17 protein-coding genes are annotated in these 14,759 nt (G+C 63.9%); 14 read left to right on the forward strand and 3 right to left on the reverse strand.

The genetic code is table 11. The features are described from left to right. Positions 1-3 precede the first annotated feature (3 nt). From KBX13_RS03915 to KBX13_RS03975, 13 genes are all read left to right on the forward strand, one after another. Positions 4-912 carry a D-isomer specific 2-hydroxyacid dehydrogenase family protein gene (locus KBX13_RS03915; protein WP_256020799.1) on the forward strand — a complete coding sequence of 303 codons (909 nt, stop codon included), beginning with the start codon at positions 4-6 and terminating at the stop codon, positions 910-912. Further along, the gene (locus KBX13_RS03920) at positions 912-2,177 is read left to right on the forward strand and encodes a glutamate-5-semialdehyde dehydrogenase (RefSeq protein WP_071573550.1); all 1,266 of its coding nucleotides are present in this window, start codon (positions 912-914) and stop codon (positions 2,175-2,177) included. The genes KBX13_RS03915 and KBX13_RS03920 overlap by 1 nt, the downstream gene beginning before the upstream one ends. 98 nt (positions 2,178-2,275) lie before the next feature. Beyond that, a complete protein-coding gene (locus KBX13_RS03925; RefSeq protein WP_070975218.1) occupies positions 2,276-3,205 on the forward strand; it encodes a cutinase family protein in 930 nt (309 codons plus the stop codon). A 28-nt stretch (positions 3,206-3,233) separates the two neighbouring features. Further along, entirely contained in the window at positions 3,234-3,650 is a 417-nt protein-coding gene (locus tag KBX13_RS03930) for a hypothetical protein (RefSeq protein ID WP_070362046.1), read from the forward strand. 4 nt (positions 3,651-3,654) lie between these two features. Continuing rightward, a complete protein-coding gene (nadD, locus tag KBX13_RS03935; protein ID WP_369822018.1) occupies positions 3,655-4,296 on the forward strand; it encodes a nicotinate-nucleotide adenylyltransferase in 642 nt (213 codons plus the stop codon). 56 nt (positions 4,297-4,352) lie between these two features. After that, on the forward strand, positions 4,353-4,823 hold the full coding sequence (rsfS, locus tag KBX13_RS03940; RefSeq protein WP_070478390.1) for a ribosome silencing factor: 471 nt from the start codon (positions 4,353-4,355) through the stop codon (positions 4,821-4,823). 4 nt (positions 4,824-4,827) lie between these two features. Continuing rightward, the gene (locus KBX13_RS03945) at positions 4,828-5,466 is read left to right on the forward strand and encodes a histidine phosphatase family protein (protein ID WP_071573548.1); all 639 of its coding nucleotides are present in this window, start codon (positions 4,828-4,830) and stop codon (positions 5,464-5,466) included. Beyond that, complete coding sequence (locus KBX13_RS03950; protein WP_256020801.1) at positions 5,467-6,264, forward strand: DegV family protein; 798 nt, start codon at positions 5,467-5,469, stop codon at positions 6,262-6,264. A gap of 127 nt (positions 6,265-6,391) precedes the next feature. After that, on the forward strand, positions 6,392-7,048 hold the full coding sequence (locus KBX13_RS03955; protein ID WP_070362051.1) for a ComEA family DNA-binding protein: 657 nt from the start codon (positions 6,392-6,394) through the stop codon (positions 7,046-7,048). Positions 7,049-7,105: 57 nt separating this feature from the next. Then, a complete protein-coding gene (locus tag KBX13_RS03960; protein WP_256020803.1) occupies positions 7,106-8,686 on the forward strand; it encodes a ComEC/Rec2 family competence protein in 1,581 nt (526 codons plus the stop codon). A gap of 5 nt (positions 8,687-8,691) precedes the next feature. Further along, positions 8,692-9,618, forward strand: coding sequence for a DNA polymerase III subunit delta (gene holA, locus KBX13_RS03965; RefSeq protein WP_070362053.1), 927 nt, complete (start codon positions 8,692-8,694; stop codon positions 9,616-9,618). 15 nt (positions 9,619-9,633) lie between these two features. Then, positions 9,634-10,038: an ankyrin repeat domain-containing protein gene (locus KBX13_RS03970; protein ID WP_071573544.1), complete on the forward strand. Its 405-nt coding sequence runs from the start codon at positions 9,634-9,636 to the stop codon at positions 10,036-10,038. Further along, positions 10,038-10,682 (forward strand): LysE family translocator, encoded by a 645-nt coding sequence (locus KBX13_RS03975; protein ID WP_071573595.1) that lies wholly within the window; start codon positions 10,038-10,040, stop codon positions 10,680-10,682. Before KBX13_RS03970 ends, KBX13_RS03975 begins: the two co-directional genes overlap by 1 nt. Here the strand turns inward: KBX13_RS03975 and KBX13_RS03980 are convergent. The 3 genes from KBX13_RS03980 to KBX13_RS03990 form a co-directional block, all read right to left on the reverse strand. Continuing rightward, entirely contained in the window at positions 10,669-11,685 is a 1,017-nt protein-coding gene (locus KBX13_RS03980) for an alpha/beta hydrolase-fold protein (protein WP_256020805.1), read from the reverse strand. The genes KBX13_RS03975 and KBX13_RS03980 overlap by 14 nt on opposite strands. Before the next feature lie 98 nt (positions 11,686-11,783). Next, positions 11,784-12,047: a 30S ribosomal protein S20 gene (gene rpsT / locus KBX13_RS03985; protein ID WP_070362056.1), complete on the reverse strand. Its 264-nt coding sequence runs from the start codon at positions 12,045-12,047 to the stop codon at positions 11,784-11,786. Between the two features lie 190 nt (positions 12,048-12,237). After that, complete coding sequence (locus KBX13_RS03990) at positions 12,238-12,753, reverse strand: type II toxin-antitoxin system PemK/MazF family toxin (RefSeq protein ID WP_256007960.1); 516 nt, start codon at positions 12,751-12,753, stop codon at positions 12,238-12,240. 81 nt (positions 12,754-12,834) lie between these two features. Here KBX13_RS03990 and lepA point away from each other — a divergent pair, with 81 nt between their 5' ends. Then, complete coding sequence (gene lepA, locus KBX13_RS03995; RefSeq protein ID WP_256020807.1) at positions 12,835-14,691, forward strand: translation elongation factor 4; 1,857 nt, start codon at positions 12,835-12,837, stop codon at positions 14,689-14,691. The last annotated feature ends 68 nt before the right edge of the window (positions 14,692-14,759 follow it).

Genomic DNA, 14,759 nt, shown 5'->3' on the forward strand with positions numbered 1-14,759 from the left:
TGCATGAAATTTGCATTCTTACCGAAACCTTGGGACGCAGTCGTCGATGACCTGACAGATCACGGCCACACGTTTGTGGACCTCGACGAGTCTCCAGACGTGTTGGTGTTTCGCGGGAATCCGGAAGATTTCCCAGAGGAATTACCGCCGAGCGTGAAGCTTGTGCAGGTGGCGTATGCGGGCGTCGAAAAGCTGGTAGAGGCAGGGGTGCTCGATGTCGATGTGCCGGTGGCTAATGCCGCCGGGATATACGACGACACTGTGGCCGAGGCGGCACTGGCGCTGCTGTTGGGGGTGCTGCACCGGCACAAGGCGGTGACGCCGCAGTGGAACGACAGGCAGCTCAACGAGGAGACGGACTACCTGTTCGACAACAAGAAGGTCGCGGTGATTGGGGCGGGTGGCATCGGTAAGATGCTGATCCGCTTCCTCGAGCCGTTCGGGCCGGAGATTATTGCGGTGAACCGCTCCGGCAACCCGGTGCCGGGGGCCAAACGCACCGTGGCGATGTCCGAGGCGCAGGATGTGTGGTCGAAGGCGGACTACTTCGTGCTCATCGCGCCACTGACGAAGCAGACGCACCACCTCGTCAACGCGGAGGTGCTGCGCGCGATGAAGCCGAACGCGGTGGTGGTCAACGTTGGCCGTGGCCCACTGATTGATACGGAGGCGCTGACCAAGGCCCTGCAGGATGGCACGATTGCTGGCGCTGGCCTGGACGTGACGGACCCTGAGCCGCTGCCGGAGGATCACCCGCTGTGGCAGATGGACCGCTGCCTGATTACCCCGCACACCGCGAACATCCCGCGCTACATGCAAGCGCGCGTGGGTGAACTGACACGCCGAAACTGGGAGGCACTGCAAGAGGGCCGCCCGTTGCCGACGCAGATTGATGTGGAGGAAGGATACTAATGACGACTATCGAAGCTCAGGTACTGCAGTTGGCGAAGGCTGCGAAGCAGGTGGCGCCGGTGATCGCGACGCTACCGACCGTCCGCAAAAACGCTGTGCTGCAGCACGCGGCGCAGGCGCTGGAAGCACGTACTGCGGAGATTCTGCAGGCCAACGCCCGCGACATCGAGGAAGGCCGCGCGGCTGGCATGGACGAAGCGTTGGTAGACAGGCTCGCGCTGGATGAGCAACGCATCGCGGGCATCGCGGACGGACTGCGTCAGGTCGCGAGCCTCCACGACCCAGTTGGGGATGTGGTGCGCGGCGGCACGATGTACAACGGGATCCGGATGCGCCAGGTTCGCGTGCCGCTCGGCGTGATGGGCATGGTCTACGAGGCCCGCCCGAACGTCACGGTCGATGCGTTTGGCCTGGCGCTGAAGTCAGGCAACGTGGCACTGCTGCGTGGTTCGAAGTCGGCGGCGCATTCGAACGCGGCGCTGGTCGCGGTGCTGCAGGACGTGCTGGCGAAGGAGGGGCTGCCAACCGAGGCGGTCCAGCTGCTGCCGAGCGACTCGCACGACTCCGTCACCGCGCTCATCACGGCACGCGGCCTCGTCGATGTGGTCATTCCGCGCGGCAGCGCCCGGCTTATCGACGCCGTCGTTACCCAAGCAACCGTGCCAACCATCGAGACCGGCACTGGCAACTGCCACGTATACGTGGATGCTTCAGCGGACATTCAGCAGGCGACCGACATTGTCGTCAATGGCAAGACGCGCCGGGTGTCGGTGTGCAACGCGACCGAAACGGTGCTGCTTGACGCGGCGTTGCCGGATGCGGACAAGCTGGCCGTCGTAAAGGCACTGCAGGACGCCGACGTGACCGTCCACGGGGACCCGGCAGCACTTGGTGCGTTCGGGGCTTGCGACGTAGTCGAGGCCGACGAGCACGATTGGGCGGAGGAGTACCTTTCGATGGACGTTGCCGTCGGTGTCGTCGACGGCGTTGAGGAGGCCGCGAAGCACATCGCACGCTACTCCTCGGGGCACACGGAAGCCGTGGTCGCCACTGATGCGCGCGTGCTGCAGTACTTCGCGGACCACGTGGATTCGGCAGCCATCATGCTCAATGCCTCGACCGCGTTTACGGATGGCGAGCAATACGGCATGGGTGCAGAGATCGGGATCTCTACCCAGAAACTGCACGCACGTGGACCAATGGCGCTGCCTGAACTGACAAGCACGAAGTGGATCCTGGAGGGCAGCGGGCAGACTCGAAGTTAGGAAAATGGTGTGGGCGGGCTACACTAATGCGCAGTTTCTTCACACCCGGAGTCCAAGGTGTGACTCATCCATAGAGAAGGTGCATAGTGTTCCGCAAAATGCGTACGTTTTTCCGTCGTCGGCTACCCGTGACTGCAGTTGCGTTCGTCGCAGCAGCAGCTGCGGTGGTTACCCCCGTGCTGCCGACGGAGGAAGCGACCGCCCAGCAGCGGTGCCCTTCGGTCGCGGTAATCGCTGCACGCGGCTCCGGTCAGAATAACCAGATTTACCGAACACGCTATGCCGGGGAAGCCCCGTGGACCTCGAATGGTTGGGAGGGGGAGACCATTCGCGCTTTCCTTCGCTATTCGGAGTCGCGCTACCGTGCCACTCACGGCGGGAACTCCCTGATGAAAGACGTGGAAGTCCTCGGTATGGAGCCGCGCTACTACCCAGCGATTTACCCGGATTATGATATCCCTTCCGTTGCAGCACCCGCGACGCTGCTGCAGGCGCTGGGTTTGGCTATCCAGTACGCGGTGCCGTTGTTTACGATGGCGCGACAGGCTGGCACGGACTTTATGGACTCCGTCAACATTGGTCGTACTGGCGTGATGGCGCTGGTGAACGACTACGAACGCGCGAGCGGGTGCCATCCGAAGTACGTGCTGTCCGGTTACTCACAGGGCGCGATGATCCTGCTGGAGCACGAGCGTGAGCTGGCACGCCGCGGCAAGCTGGCGGGCGTTGTCTACTTTGGCAACCCGATGACTGCTGCGCGTGATGCTGGCACTGTGGGCGTGACAAACGGTGGTGCAGGCGGCATGCTTGGCTTCCTGCCGTTTAACACCCGCACCGCGGGTGCGACCCGCAACAAGGTCAACTACTGCTTGCCGCTGGACGCAGTGTGCGATCTTTCCGTCCAGGTCCTGCGGGCCGCTGCCCCGACGGGCGGTACCCACGGCCAGTACTTCCTGCGGTGGAACCGTTGGGATGACCAGGTGGCAGACTCTTTTGGTCGCTTTGTTGATCAGGTTCGGTACCGCTAAGAGTTGACGGAAGGACAAGGATACAGTCATGGTTTCGTGGAAGCGGGCAGCGTGTAGCGCTCTTGTAACAGCGACGCTGTTGACCAGTGGGGTGTCGGTTGCGCAGGCTCAGGAGACTGAAGCAGGCGTGGCGGTGCCGACGCCCTCACGCGGGGTATACATCCAGTCGCAGAAGTGCCAGTTCCGGACGGATGGCAAGGGCAACGTACTTGTCGACGCCAACGGGCAGCGCATCCCAGTGCTTGACGAGCATGGCAAGCCGGTGTGTGAAGACCTCAACGCCAGCTCGATGTCATCGAAGAAGCAGCGCCCAGATTCATCCGCAGAAGGCAAGGAGAAGCTGCCGTGGTGGGGCATCCTGCTCATTGTGCTTGGCTCAATTGTTGGCGTGGGGCTTACAGCGTTCTGGCTCGCTTTCGAGCAGGCGAACGTCTGGATCGGGTAAGCACGTGGCAGAGGCCGTAGCAGCATCATTGCGCGACGCCCGACGAGTGGGCGTCATGGGCGGTACTTTCGACCCGATCCACAACGGCCACCTCGTGGCCGCGAGCGAGGTCGCCGACCGTTTTGACCTCGACGAGGTCGTGTTTGTGCCGACGGGTCAGCCCTGGCAGAAAGCGGATCGGCAGATCACCGACTCTGAAGATCGCTACCTCATGACGGTCATCGCGACTGCCTCGAATCCGAGGTTCTCGGTCTCTCGGGTAGACATTGACAGGGAGGGACCGACCTACACCCTGGACACGCTGCGGGATTTGCGCGCCCTGTTGCCGCAGGCGGAACTGTTCTTTATCACGGGTGCGGATGCGTTGGCGTCGATAATGTCGTGGCGCGACTGGGACCTGATGTTTGACCTGGCGCAGTTTGTCGGCGTGACGCGCCCCGGCTACGAGCTGAGCGAATCCTTCCTGCCCGAAGACGTGCAGGAGCAGGTGCATTTGATTGAGATTCCTGCGATGGCGATCTCGTCCACGGGGTGCCGCGAGCGCGCCAAAGAAGGCCGCCCGGTGTGGTACCTGGTGCCAGATGGCGTGGTGCAGTACATTGCGAAAAACGACCTATATCGTTCAAGTGGCGAACAGCGCCCTTAGCGTGGGACAATAGGCGCGTTACTGCTATTTTTCATTACTGACGAAGGACTGAGTACTTGACTGCTCTGCAGATCTCTCTTGATCAGGCCGCGATCGCCGCGAAGGCCGCCGACGAGAAGCTCGGCGAGAACATCGGCGTCATCGATGTGTCGAACGTGATCGGCATTACCGATATTTTTGTGATTGTCTCCGCGGACAACGAACGCAAGGTAAACGCGATCGTCCAGGAGATTGAGGACGACATGACCGACGCCGGCTTCGAGCCGAAGCGCCGCGAGGGCGTTCGCGAAAACCGCTGGGTGCTGCTGGATTACGGCAACATCGTGGTGCACGTGCAGCGCAGCCCGGAGCGCGACTTCTACGGCCTGGACCGCCTGTACGCAGACTGCCCGGCAATTAGCGTGGAGGGCCTGCCAGCCTACGAGCGCCCGGGTGCGTTTGCTGACGGCGAGAGTGTGCGTTCGGCGCAGCAGATTGAAGACCTTCCGCTGGCAGGCGATGCCCCTGAGGACGAGGACGAGTTCTAACACCATGGCGCGACGACTCATCTTGCTGCGACACGGCCAAACCACGTATAACGCCACGTCGAGGATGCAGGGGCAACTCGACACGGAGTTGTCGGAAGAGGGGAGGCAGCAGGCGCGAAACATTGCGCCGGTGTTGACAGAAATGGGCGTCGCCAAGATTGTGGCTTCGGACCTGAGCAGGGCTGCAGTCACGGCACAGATCGTCGCGGAGCACCTCGAGCTGCCGGTGACCTATGATGCGCGCCTGCGCGAGACGCACCTCGGGCAGTGGCAGGGCAAGACACACGCCGAGGTCGATGGTGCCGACGGCAGCGTTCGCGCCCACTGGCGCAATACCCCAACGTGGGCGCCGCCGGAAGGCGAGAGCCGGATTGACGTCGCGCAACGGGCACGCCCGGTTGTTGACGAGTTGATGGAGCACTTCGACGGGTGGGATGACGCGGCGGTGCTGCTTGTCGCCCACGGGGGTACGATCGCGGCGCTGACGTCGAGCCTGCTGGACCTGGAGATTTCGCAGTACCCGATGATGAAGAGCCTGCGTAACGCGAACTTTGCGCAGCTGCAGGCGTTGCCGCGCTACGGCGAGCCGGACACTGGCGTGCAGTGGTACCTCGAGGCGTGGAACCAGGGGTTGACGGTCTAGATGGCGGTACGGGTTGTTGTTGATTCCTCGGCGGGCTTGCCAGCTGATATTGCCAGTGAGCTCGACATTACGGTGCTCCCGCTGCACGTCATGGAACAGTCTGAGGACGACGAGGTGTCGACGAGCGGGCTGTCGGCCTTGGAACTCGCAGCGGCTTACGGGCGTCAGCTCGAGCGCTCTGGGGACGATGGCGTGGTAGCCCTACACCTGTCGAAGCACTTTTCTTCCACCTGGTCCGCGGCGGTTTCTGCTTCGGGGGTGTTTCCGGGGAACGTGCGGGTGCTCGACACCAGTACCGTTGGTATGGCGGTCGGGGCGGCAGCGATGGCGGCGGCGACCGTCGCGCGCGAGGGGGCGAGCCTCGACGAGGTAGAAGCGATGGCGTCCTCCACGCTGAAGCGCTCGGAGACGTGGTGCTACCTGCACCAGCTGGACTGGCTGCGCAAGTCTGGCAGGATTTCCACGGGGACTGCGGTGTTGTCGGCGGCGTTGCTGGCAACGAAGCCGATTCTGCGGATGCACAACGGCAAGCTCGAGTTAGCAGGCAAGACTCGCACCCAGACGAAGGCGTTTTCCAAGCTCACGGAGCTTGTTTTGGAGCGTGCGGATTCCCAGCCGGTGTTTGCTGCGGTGCAGCATGCGGACGCGGAAGAGTCCGCGCAGCAGCTGGCGGGCATGCTTGATGAGGTGCTGCCGCGGCACTCACGAGTGCTGGTGGAGCCAATGGTCGATGTGCTTGCCGCGCACACCGGGCCCGGCGCGATCGGGCTGTCGGTCGTGTTTGGTTCACGCACGTAGCGGCGCTGTCAAGGGGGTTGGCTGCGACTGTGGAGAAGTAGCCTGCACGGGGTGTGCGGTTTGGGGGTTGTCCACAGCGGGTTTGCTTGGTCTGTTGGGGCGAGGACACCGGTTTTAGCCTGTGGTTATGCAGGTCAGTGAACGGATTCAAGAGCTTACGCGCCCGACTGGTGAAGAGGCGCTGCTGCAGGTGAAGTACCCGACTCCTCGCGTGCACGTTCCGGTGAAGCCGGCGGCCGCGGTGATGGGGGTTGTGATGAGCCTACTGGTGCTGTGGGCGGTGGTGCAGGTCCGCGGCCCGGACGTGGCGGAGGAGGACGCGCCTGTTTGGGAGAACGTTGCTACTGCGACCGATGTGCCGGAGCGCGTGGTGGTTGCGGTGGTGGGGGAGGTGGCAAATCCTGGGCTGGTGACGCTGAACCAGGGTTCCCGCGTGGCGGATGCGCTGGATATTGCGCAGCCGCTCGACCACGCGGACTTGCTGCAGTTGAACCTCGCTCAAGTGCTTGTCGACGGCCAACAGCTCCACGTCGTCGCAATCGGTGAAGGGCCCGCCGCACCGACTGGGGATGGCGCACCTGCGGGGGCGAGCGGCCAGCTTTCACTCAACGGGGCGTCGGCCGCGGAGCTGGTCACGCTGCCCGGGGTGGGGGAGGCGACCGCGGCGGCGATTATCGCGCACAGGGAGGCGAACGGCCCGTTCCAGAAGGTCGAGGATCTGATGCAGGTCAAGGGGATCGGCCCTGCGAAGTTTGAGGCGATTGCGCCGCTGGTGGGGCTGTAAGCGGTGCAGGAGCTTCGGCTGGTGCCCACAGCGCTGTGCGTCTGGATAGCGACGATCATGACTGTTGCCCTCGCGCCGTGGGCCGGGTTCGCGGTAGTTGCCGCAGTGGTAGCGCTGTGCGGGTGTGCGCGTGCGGTGGGCCAGGCGGTGCTGGTCGGTTCCGGTGGCGTGGCGACCGTCGTGGTGGCCTGGGTCCGCATCACGGTGGCGCGGGCGGGGACGCTGCGCCTGCCGGTGGAGGCCACCGTGACCGCTGCCCCAAAGGAGCTTGCCGCTGGCGGGATGCTGGTACGCGTGCGCGCCGGGAGCGGTGGCGCGGAGCTGCCGGTGTTCGTCCGCGGCGGCGTCCCCGATGGGGTGGTCAGTGGTGCGACGGTGCGGGTGGACGGCACCGTGTCGGAGTCTTCGCGGGCGGGCGTGAACCCGTGGGCGGTAAATGGCACGGTCGAGCCGTTGGCCGGGCCGACGGGGGCAACCGGGTGGGCGCAGCACGTGCGGGCGACGTTCGCCGATGCGGTGCGCGAGCACGTCGGGGAACACTCGCAGGGCCTCATCCCGGGCATGGTGCTGGGCGATACCTCGATGCAGGGGGCGTCGGAGCAGCAGGCGTACATCGCTACCGGGCTATCGCACCTCTCGGCGGTATCGGGTTCGAACGTTGCCATCGTGACGACGTTCGCCGTGGTAGTAGCTGCAGCGCTGCGCATCGGGCTCTATGGCAGGCTCGTTGCAGCGGGTGCTGCGTTGGCGGTTTTCGCCTTGCTCGTTGGGCCGGAGCCGAGCGTGCTGCGGGCATCGGTGATGGGGCTGGTGGGGCTCGTCGCGGTCGTCTCATCGAGCCAGACGGAGGTCATTCACGCGTTGTGCCTGGCGGTGATTGCGCTCATTTTCTTCGATACCGACCTGGCGCTGCACTACGGGTTTGCGCTGTCGGTGGCTGCGACCGTCGGCATCGTGGTGCTCTTCCCGCTGTTCTACAGGGCGCTCGCACCGACGGCGTTGCCGGACATCCTCGTGCGCGCCGTCGCGGTCGCCATCGCCGCTGACGTTGCGACGATGCCGCTCGTGGCCGCGATGGCGGGCCAGGTCTCGCTGGTCTCTGTTGGCGCGAACGTGCTGGTGGCTCCCGTCACGCCCCTGGTGACGGTGCTCGGGCTGTGCGCGGTGATGCTGGCGGTGCTGCCGGGAGGTCTTGAGGCGATCGTGCTGTGGTTGATCTCCCCGCTGACCTGGTGGGTCCACACCGTGGCTGAACGTGGAGCGGCGCTGCCCGCCGCGACCGTCGCTGCGAATCCGGTGACGGTGCTCATCGGCTACGGGTGGGTGGTCGCCGTGCTGTTGCTTGTGCCGTGGCGCCGCCGGACACTGGCGCTGTGCCTGACCTGCGTGGTGGTAGCAAGCGCTTGTATCGCGTGGCCACGAGGCACCGTTGTGGATCCCGCGACGCTCCGCAGCCACGTCGTGGCCACCAAAGACGACATCCTCCCCGTCCCGTCAGGCACCGAGCTCGTCGTGGTACTCGAGGAAGGCAGCGCACCCAAGCGCCCGGCAGCAACCCCGGACGGCATCCCCGTCATCTTCCCCAACCGGGGAGCGGTGCCCGTCCTCTACGCAGATGGGAGGCAACAGCTACGCTAAGAAGCATGCTCAACCCAGTGCACCTGGTCCTCGGGGAAGACGAGTTCCTCGCCGAACGCGCCACCAAAGCCATCATTGCTCAGCTCAGCCCAGCTGCGGAGCGCACCACCCTGCGCGCAGGCGACGTCACCGAAGGCGAACTTGCCATGGCGACCAGCCCGTCACTGTTCGCCGAGGAACGCATCGTACTGATCAAAAACACCGAGCTGGCAGGCAAGGAACCGCTCGAGATCCTGCTGCGCGCCTGCGTGGACCCGGCGCCAGGTATGACGCTGATCATCGAGCACTCCGGAGGTGGGCGTCAAAAAGCCTATGTGAAGAAGTTCGAAAAGATCGCCGAGGTCCACCGCGCGAACCCGCTGCGCGACCGCGACCGGCACTCGTGGCTCACCCAGGAGTTTAGGCGCTACGGGCAGCGCCCAACCCCGGACACTGTCGCTGCGCTGCTCGAATCCGTCGGCTCTGACCTGCGGGAACTCGCCAGTGCGGTGAGCCAGCTCGTGGCGGACACCGACGGGGAAGTCGACGTAAACGCTGTGCGCAACTACTACACGGGCGTGGCGGAAGTCGCGGGCTTCGACATCGCGGAGCAGGCCATCGCCGGGCGCGCCGACCGCGCGCTCGCCTCCACACGCCGGGCACTGCAGCTCGGCACGAGTCCGGTGGCGATCGCGGCGGCGCTCGCGCACAAGGTCGGGGACATCGCCAAGCTGTACGGGGTGCGGGGTAACCCGGACCAGCTCGCGCGAACGGTCGGGATGCACCCCTTTGTGGTGAAGAAGACCATGAACGTTGCGCGCCAGTGGTCGGGTGATGCGGTGTCGCAAGCCGTCATCATCGTCGCTGAGCTGGAGTCTACGGTGAAGGGCAATGGCGGGGAGCCGGAGTACGCGGTGGAAGAAGCAGTCCGCAGGATTGCCCAACTCGCGTGATAGCGTAAGAAAACTATGACGCAGCAACCAAACGAGATCCCCGAAGACGTCCAAGCCTTCGCCGCCCGCCTCTTCCAGATGGCGCGTGACGGCGAGGCAACCCTGCTCGATTACGTTGACCAGGGCGTCGACGTCAATCTGGCGAACCAGGACGGAAACTCGTTGTTGATGCTCGCCAGCTACTCCGGGCACCTCGCCCTGACCGAAGGGCTCATCGCGCGCGGCGCAGACGTCAACGCGCTGAACGCGCGCGGGCAAAGCCCGCTGGCAGGGACGATCTTCAAGAAGGAAGACGACATCGCCCGTGCACTTATCAACGCGGGTGCCGACGCCACCATCGGCACTCCGAGTGCCATCGACACGGCGAGCATGTTCGGCCGTGAGGACCTCATCGACCTGCTCAAGGGCACGCAGCGTTGATCGCGCCGGCAGATCTCGCGGTCATTGTCGGTCTGAACTTGGTTGGTGCGGCCGCCCCGGGGCCCGACGTCATCCTGGTGACCCGTACCGCGACGCGCTCGCGGCCGCACGCGTGGGCAACGACGTGCGGAATCCAGCTGGGTGTGCTGTGGTGGTGCTCGCTGACCGTGTTCGGTGCGGCGGCGCTGCTGACCGCCGTGCCGCGCGCGCTGCAGGTAGTGCAGGTGATCGGCGGAGCGTATCTGGTATGGATGGGTATCAACGCGGTGCGCCAGGGTTGGCGCGACCGGCGCAACCCACCGCTTTCCCTCGAGGAAGCAGAGCAGAGGCTCGGTAGCCTGCGAGCCAGCTTTGTTCGGGGACTTTCGACGAACCTGGCGAACCCGAAAATCGTGCTGGCGTTGTCCGCCATGATTGCGCCACTGCTGCCAGCCAGTCCGTCGTGGGCAACGCAGATTGTGGTGATCCTGTCGCTGTGGGCCAGCTCGTTCATCCTGTTCGGCGTGCTCACGCAGGTGGTGTCTACGAACCGGGTGCGGCGCAAATTACTAGCCGCCGGGCCCGCAATCGATATGGGCTCCGGCGGCTTCTTCTGCGTTGTTGGCGCGCTCCTCGTGGTGCGTGGTCTGCTTAGCGCAGGCTGAGCAGGAAGTCCACGGTGGCGGTACTTGCAGATGGATCCGTGAACCACGTGTGGCCGCCACCTTCGACGCGCTGCAGCTCAGTTCGGGCGCCACAGGCAGGGCTCAACGTGGTGACGTTGCCCAGGCGGGTCTCGGTGGCGGAGCCCGCGATGCAGCCGTTCTTGTCCATGAACAGGTTGAACACGTCGTTGACGGAACGGAACGGCTTGCCGTGGCGGGTGCCGCCGTCGTAGCCGACGACGTTGTCGTTGGTGCCGTGCATGATGAGCGTCGGCACGGAACCGCTCTTGCAGCCCTCGACGGTCGGGTTGTAATAGGCGCCCGCCACAGAGGCGATACCGTTGACAATCTCAGGGGCGTGGCAGGCAAGCGAGGCCACCATGCCACCGCCGTTGGAAAGTCCGACGGCGCTCACGCGGTTGCGGTCGGCGCCGAAGTTCTCGACGAGGTCGTCGATAATCGCGCGGGTGTATGCAATGTCCTCGCGCGTCGACGTACGTGCGTACGGTGCACCCGCCCAAGCCTGGGACTCGCCCTCGGCGTAGACGACGATGGCGCGGCCCGCAGCAGCGGACTCGAGGTGGGCGTAGCCCTGCATCTGGTCGGCGGTGTGCTGCCACCCGCCGTAGCCGATGATGACGGGGTAGGACTTTCCTTCCTCATAGCCCGAAGGCAACACCACATTGTAGGAGCGCGACAGGCCATCAGCGTTGACGGTGCGGCGCTCCTGGGAACCGCGGCGGCCCGGCTCGTGCGAGGAGCCGATCGTGCCGGTGACCGGGCCCAAAATCACAATGGCCGCGACAAGGCCGACGAGCAGCGCCAGCCGGTCCAGCCGAATGTTTTGCGGGTTCAACATCTTCTGGAGCTGACGCAAGTCAGGCATCTGCTGCGCCTGAGCGGTAGGGGTGACGGCGGACTGCTCAGGGGCCACCGCTACGGCGCCCAACGTCAGAGTTGTAGCTGTTACTGCTGCGCAAAGCGCACGACGATAGTTCTTCACAAATTCAGTATCGTAGAGCAGATCCAGCAATGTTACGAATGCAAAAAATCCTGCGCACCGGACGGAGCCGGGGCACAGGATTGCTCTACGCGAAAAACTTAAGCCATCTTGTTCAGAGCGCGAGCCATGTTCGACTTCTTGTTCGCCGCGTTGTTGCGGTGGAACACGCCCTTGGACACAGCCTTGTCCAGCTTGCGGGAAGCGAAACGCAGCTGCTTCTCAGCGGCAGCCTTGTCGCCGGACTCAACAGCCTCACGGAACTTACGGATCTCCGTGCGGACAGCGGAACGGACGGACTTGTTGCGAACGCGACGCTTCTCGTTGGTGAGAACGCGCTTCTTCTGCTGCTTGATGTTAGCCATAATGTGCACCTCTTAAATAAGTTGGTATCGATTGCAATGTCGAAGATTCGGCAACGGGCTGTTACTGCGTAATGCTTTGAACTTGACGCGAACCCAAGGTCCTGCCCGCGTAGATCACGCACCCGAAACCGGATACAAACAACTCGACTAAGATACCCCACCACGAGAAACGGGGCAAGTGGCAGGCTTACTAGGTCCAGTGGTAGGTGTCGCGCAGCCGGTTCGCCACGCGATCGAAGCGCCGAGCGGGGAGGGTGGCGCCTCGCCGGTGGATACTTGCCTCCGGCACGACAAGCAGCAGGTCCAGGCGCAGCCAGCCGGGCTGGCCGGAGGCGTCCCAGTCCCCGGTGCCGATGCCGAGCCACTCCTCAGTGGCGGACGCAGGGTCCGACACCGGCTCCTCGCCGCAGTGGATGAGCAGGGCGAGAACATCGTGGTGGTCGCGTCCGACGACGAGCATCGCGCGTTCCTCCGGGGGAGTCGACGGCACGAGCGCCCACACGACCTCGCCGGGCTCGGCGTTGCCATCCATGTCCGGACCGTAATACAGGTTCCGGGCGTGCTGTTCCGTAGGTTGGACGTCGATACGCGTGGCGGTGGTGCGGGTCTTGGTGTCGGGGGTGAGCCCGAGGCGCTCGTTGAGCAGCGCGAGCCCCTCCTCGAGGGAGGCACGCCGTTGCTGTTGAAGCTTGCGCCAGAAAACCATGGTGCAAACTTTAAGTGTTTTGCCTGGCCTGGGCAAGGTTGTGTTTCGAAATGGGGCACTGCGAGGTAGAGTGGCACAATTATGGCTGCCCAAAAACGAAATTTCGCGGAAACCACGTTCACGGACCCGGAGCGGATCCGGAACTTCTGCATTATTGCCCACATTGACCACGGAAAATCCACGCTCGCGGACCGCATTTTGCAGCTGTCTGATGTCGTCGAGGCCCGTGAGATGCGTGATCAGTACCTGGACAATATGGATATTGAACGCGAGCGCGGCATTACTATTAAGGCCCAGAACGTGCGCCTGCCATGGACACCGCGCTCCGGCGAGTACGAGGGCCAGGAGATGGTCCTGCAGATGATTGACACGCCGGGCCACGTCGACTTCTCCTACGAGGTCTCGCGCGCACTCGAGGCGTGTGAGGGCGCAATCTTGCTTGTCGACGCCGCCCAGGGCATCGAAGCCCAGACCCTAGCGAATCTGTACATGGCCATGGACAATGACCTGGAAATCATCCCGGTCCTCAACAAAATCGACCTACCGGCAGCCGACCCGGAGAAGTATGCGCTGGAGATCGCCAACATTATCGGCTGCGAGCCGGAGGACGTGCTGCGCGTATCCGGCAAGACAGGTGAGGGCGTCCCGGAGCTTCTGGATAAGGTGGTCGAACTAATCCCGGCACCATCGTCAGACTTCGATGCCGATGCGCCGGCCCGCGCCTTGATCTTCGACTCCGTCTACGACACGTACCGGGGCGTCGTTACTTACATCCGCATGATGGACGGCAAGCTGCTGCCGAACCAGCAGGTGCAGATGATGAATACCGGCGTGCGCCACGAGATCCTCGAGATCGGCGTGGTCTCTCCAACCATGAAGAAGACAAAGGGGCTCGGCCCCGGCGAGGTCGGTTACCTGATCACCGGCGTGAAGGATGTGCGCGAAACCCGCGTCGGCGACACCGTGACCTGGGCTAACAAGGGCGCAGAGGAGCCACTCGACGGCTTCGAAGAGGTCAAGCCGATGGTGTACTCGGGCCTGTTCCCGGTCTCGCAGGAGGACTTCCCGGCGCTGCGCGAATCGCTGGAGAAGCTGCAGCTTAACGACGCCTCCCTGACCTGGGAGCCAGAGACCTCCGTGGCGCTGGGCTTCGGTTTCCGCTGTGGTTTCCTGGGGCTGCTCCACATGGAGATCACCCGCGACCGCCTCGAGCGCGAGTTCGACCTGGACCTGATTTCCACCGCGCCGTCGGTCACCTACCGCGTGATCGCCGAGGACGGTTCGGAGCAGATGGTGCACAACCCATCCGACTGGCCAGGTGGCAAGCTGCAGGCGGTGTATGAGCCGATCGTCAACATGACAATCATCGTCCCGCAGGAGTTCGTCGGCACCACGATGGAGCTGTGCCAGTCGAAGCGCGGCACCATGAAGAACATGGAGTACCTCTCGGAGGACCGCGTCGAGCTGCGCTACTACATGCCGCTCGGCGAGATCATCTTCGACTTCTTCGACATGCTCAAGTCCCGCACCAAGGGCTACGCCTCCCTGAACTATGAGGACGCCGGCGAGCAGGAAGCGGACCTGGTCAAGGTGGACATCCTGCTGCAGGGTGACCCCGTGGACGCGTTCTCCGCGATCGTGCACAAGGACTCCGCGCAGTGGTACGGCAACAAGATGACCAAGAAGCTCAAGGAGCTCATCCCACGCCAGCAGTTCGAGGTCCCCGTGCAGGCGGCGATTGGTTCGAAGATCATCTCGCGTGAAAACATCCGTGCGCTGCGCAAGGACGTGTTGTCCAAGTGCTATGGCGGCGACATTTCGCGTAAGCGCAAGCTGCTGGAGAAGCAGAAGGCCGGTAAGAAGCGTATGAAGGCGATCGGCTCGGTCACCGTGCCGCAGGAGGCGTTCGTCGCGGCGCTGTCGACCGACGAGGCGTAGCCCCTCAGCGCCGAGTGTGGTGGAAATCACCACGCAATTTACGGTCTATATTCTTTGTGAGGCATCCA

The organism is Corynebacterium sp. CCUG 51687 (genome assembly GCF_024453995.1).
GTDB classification, from domain to species: domain Bacteria; phylum Actinomycetota; class Actinomycetes; order Mycobacteriales; family Mycobacteriaceae; genus Corynebacterium; species Corynebacterium pseudogenitalium.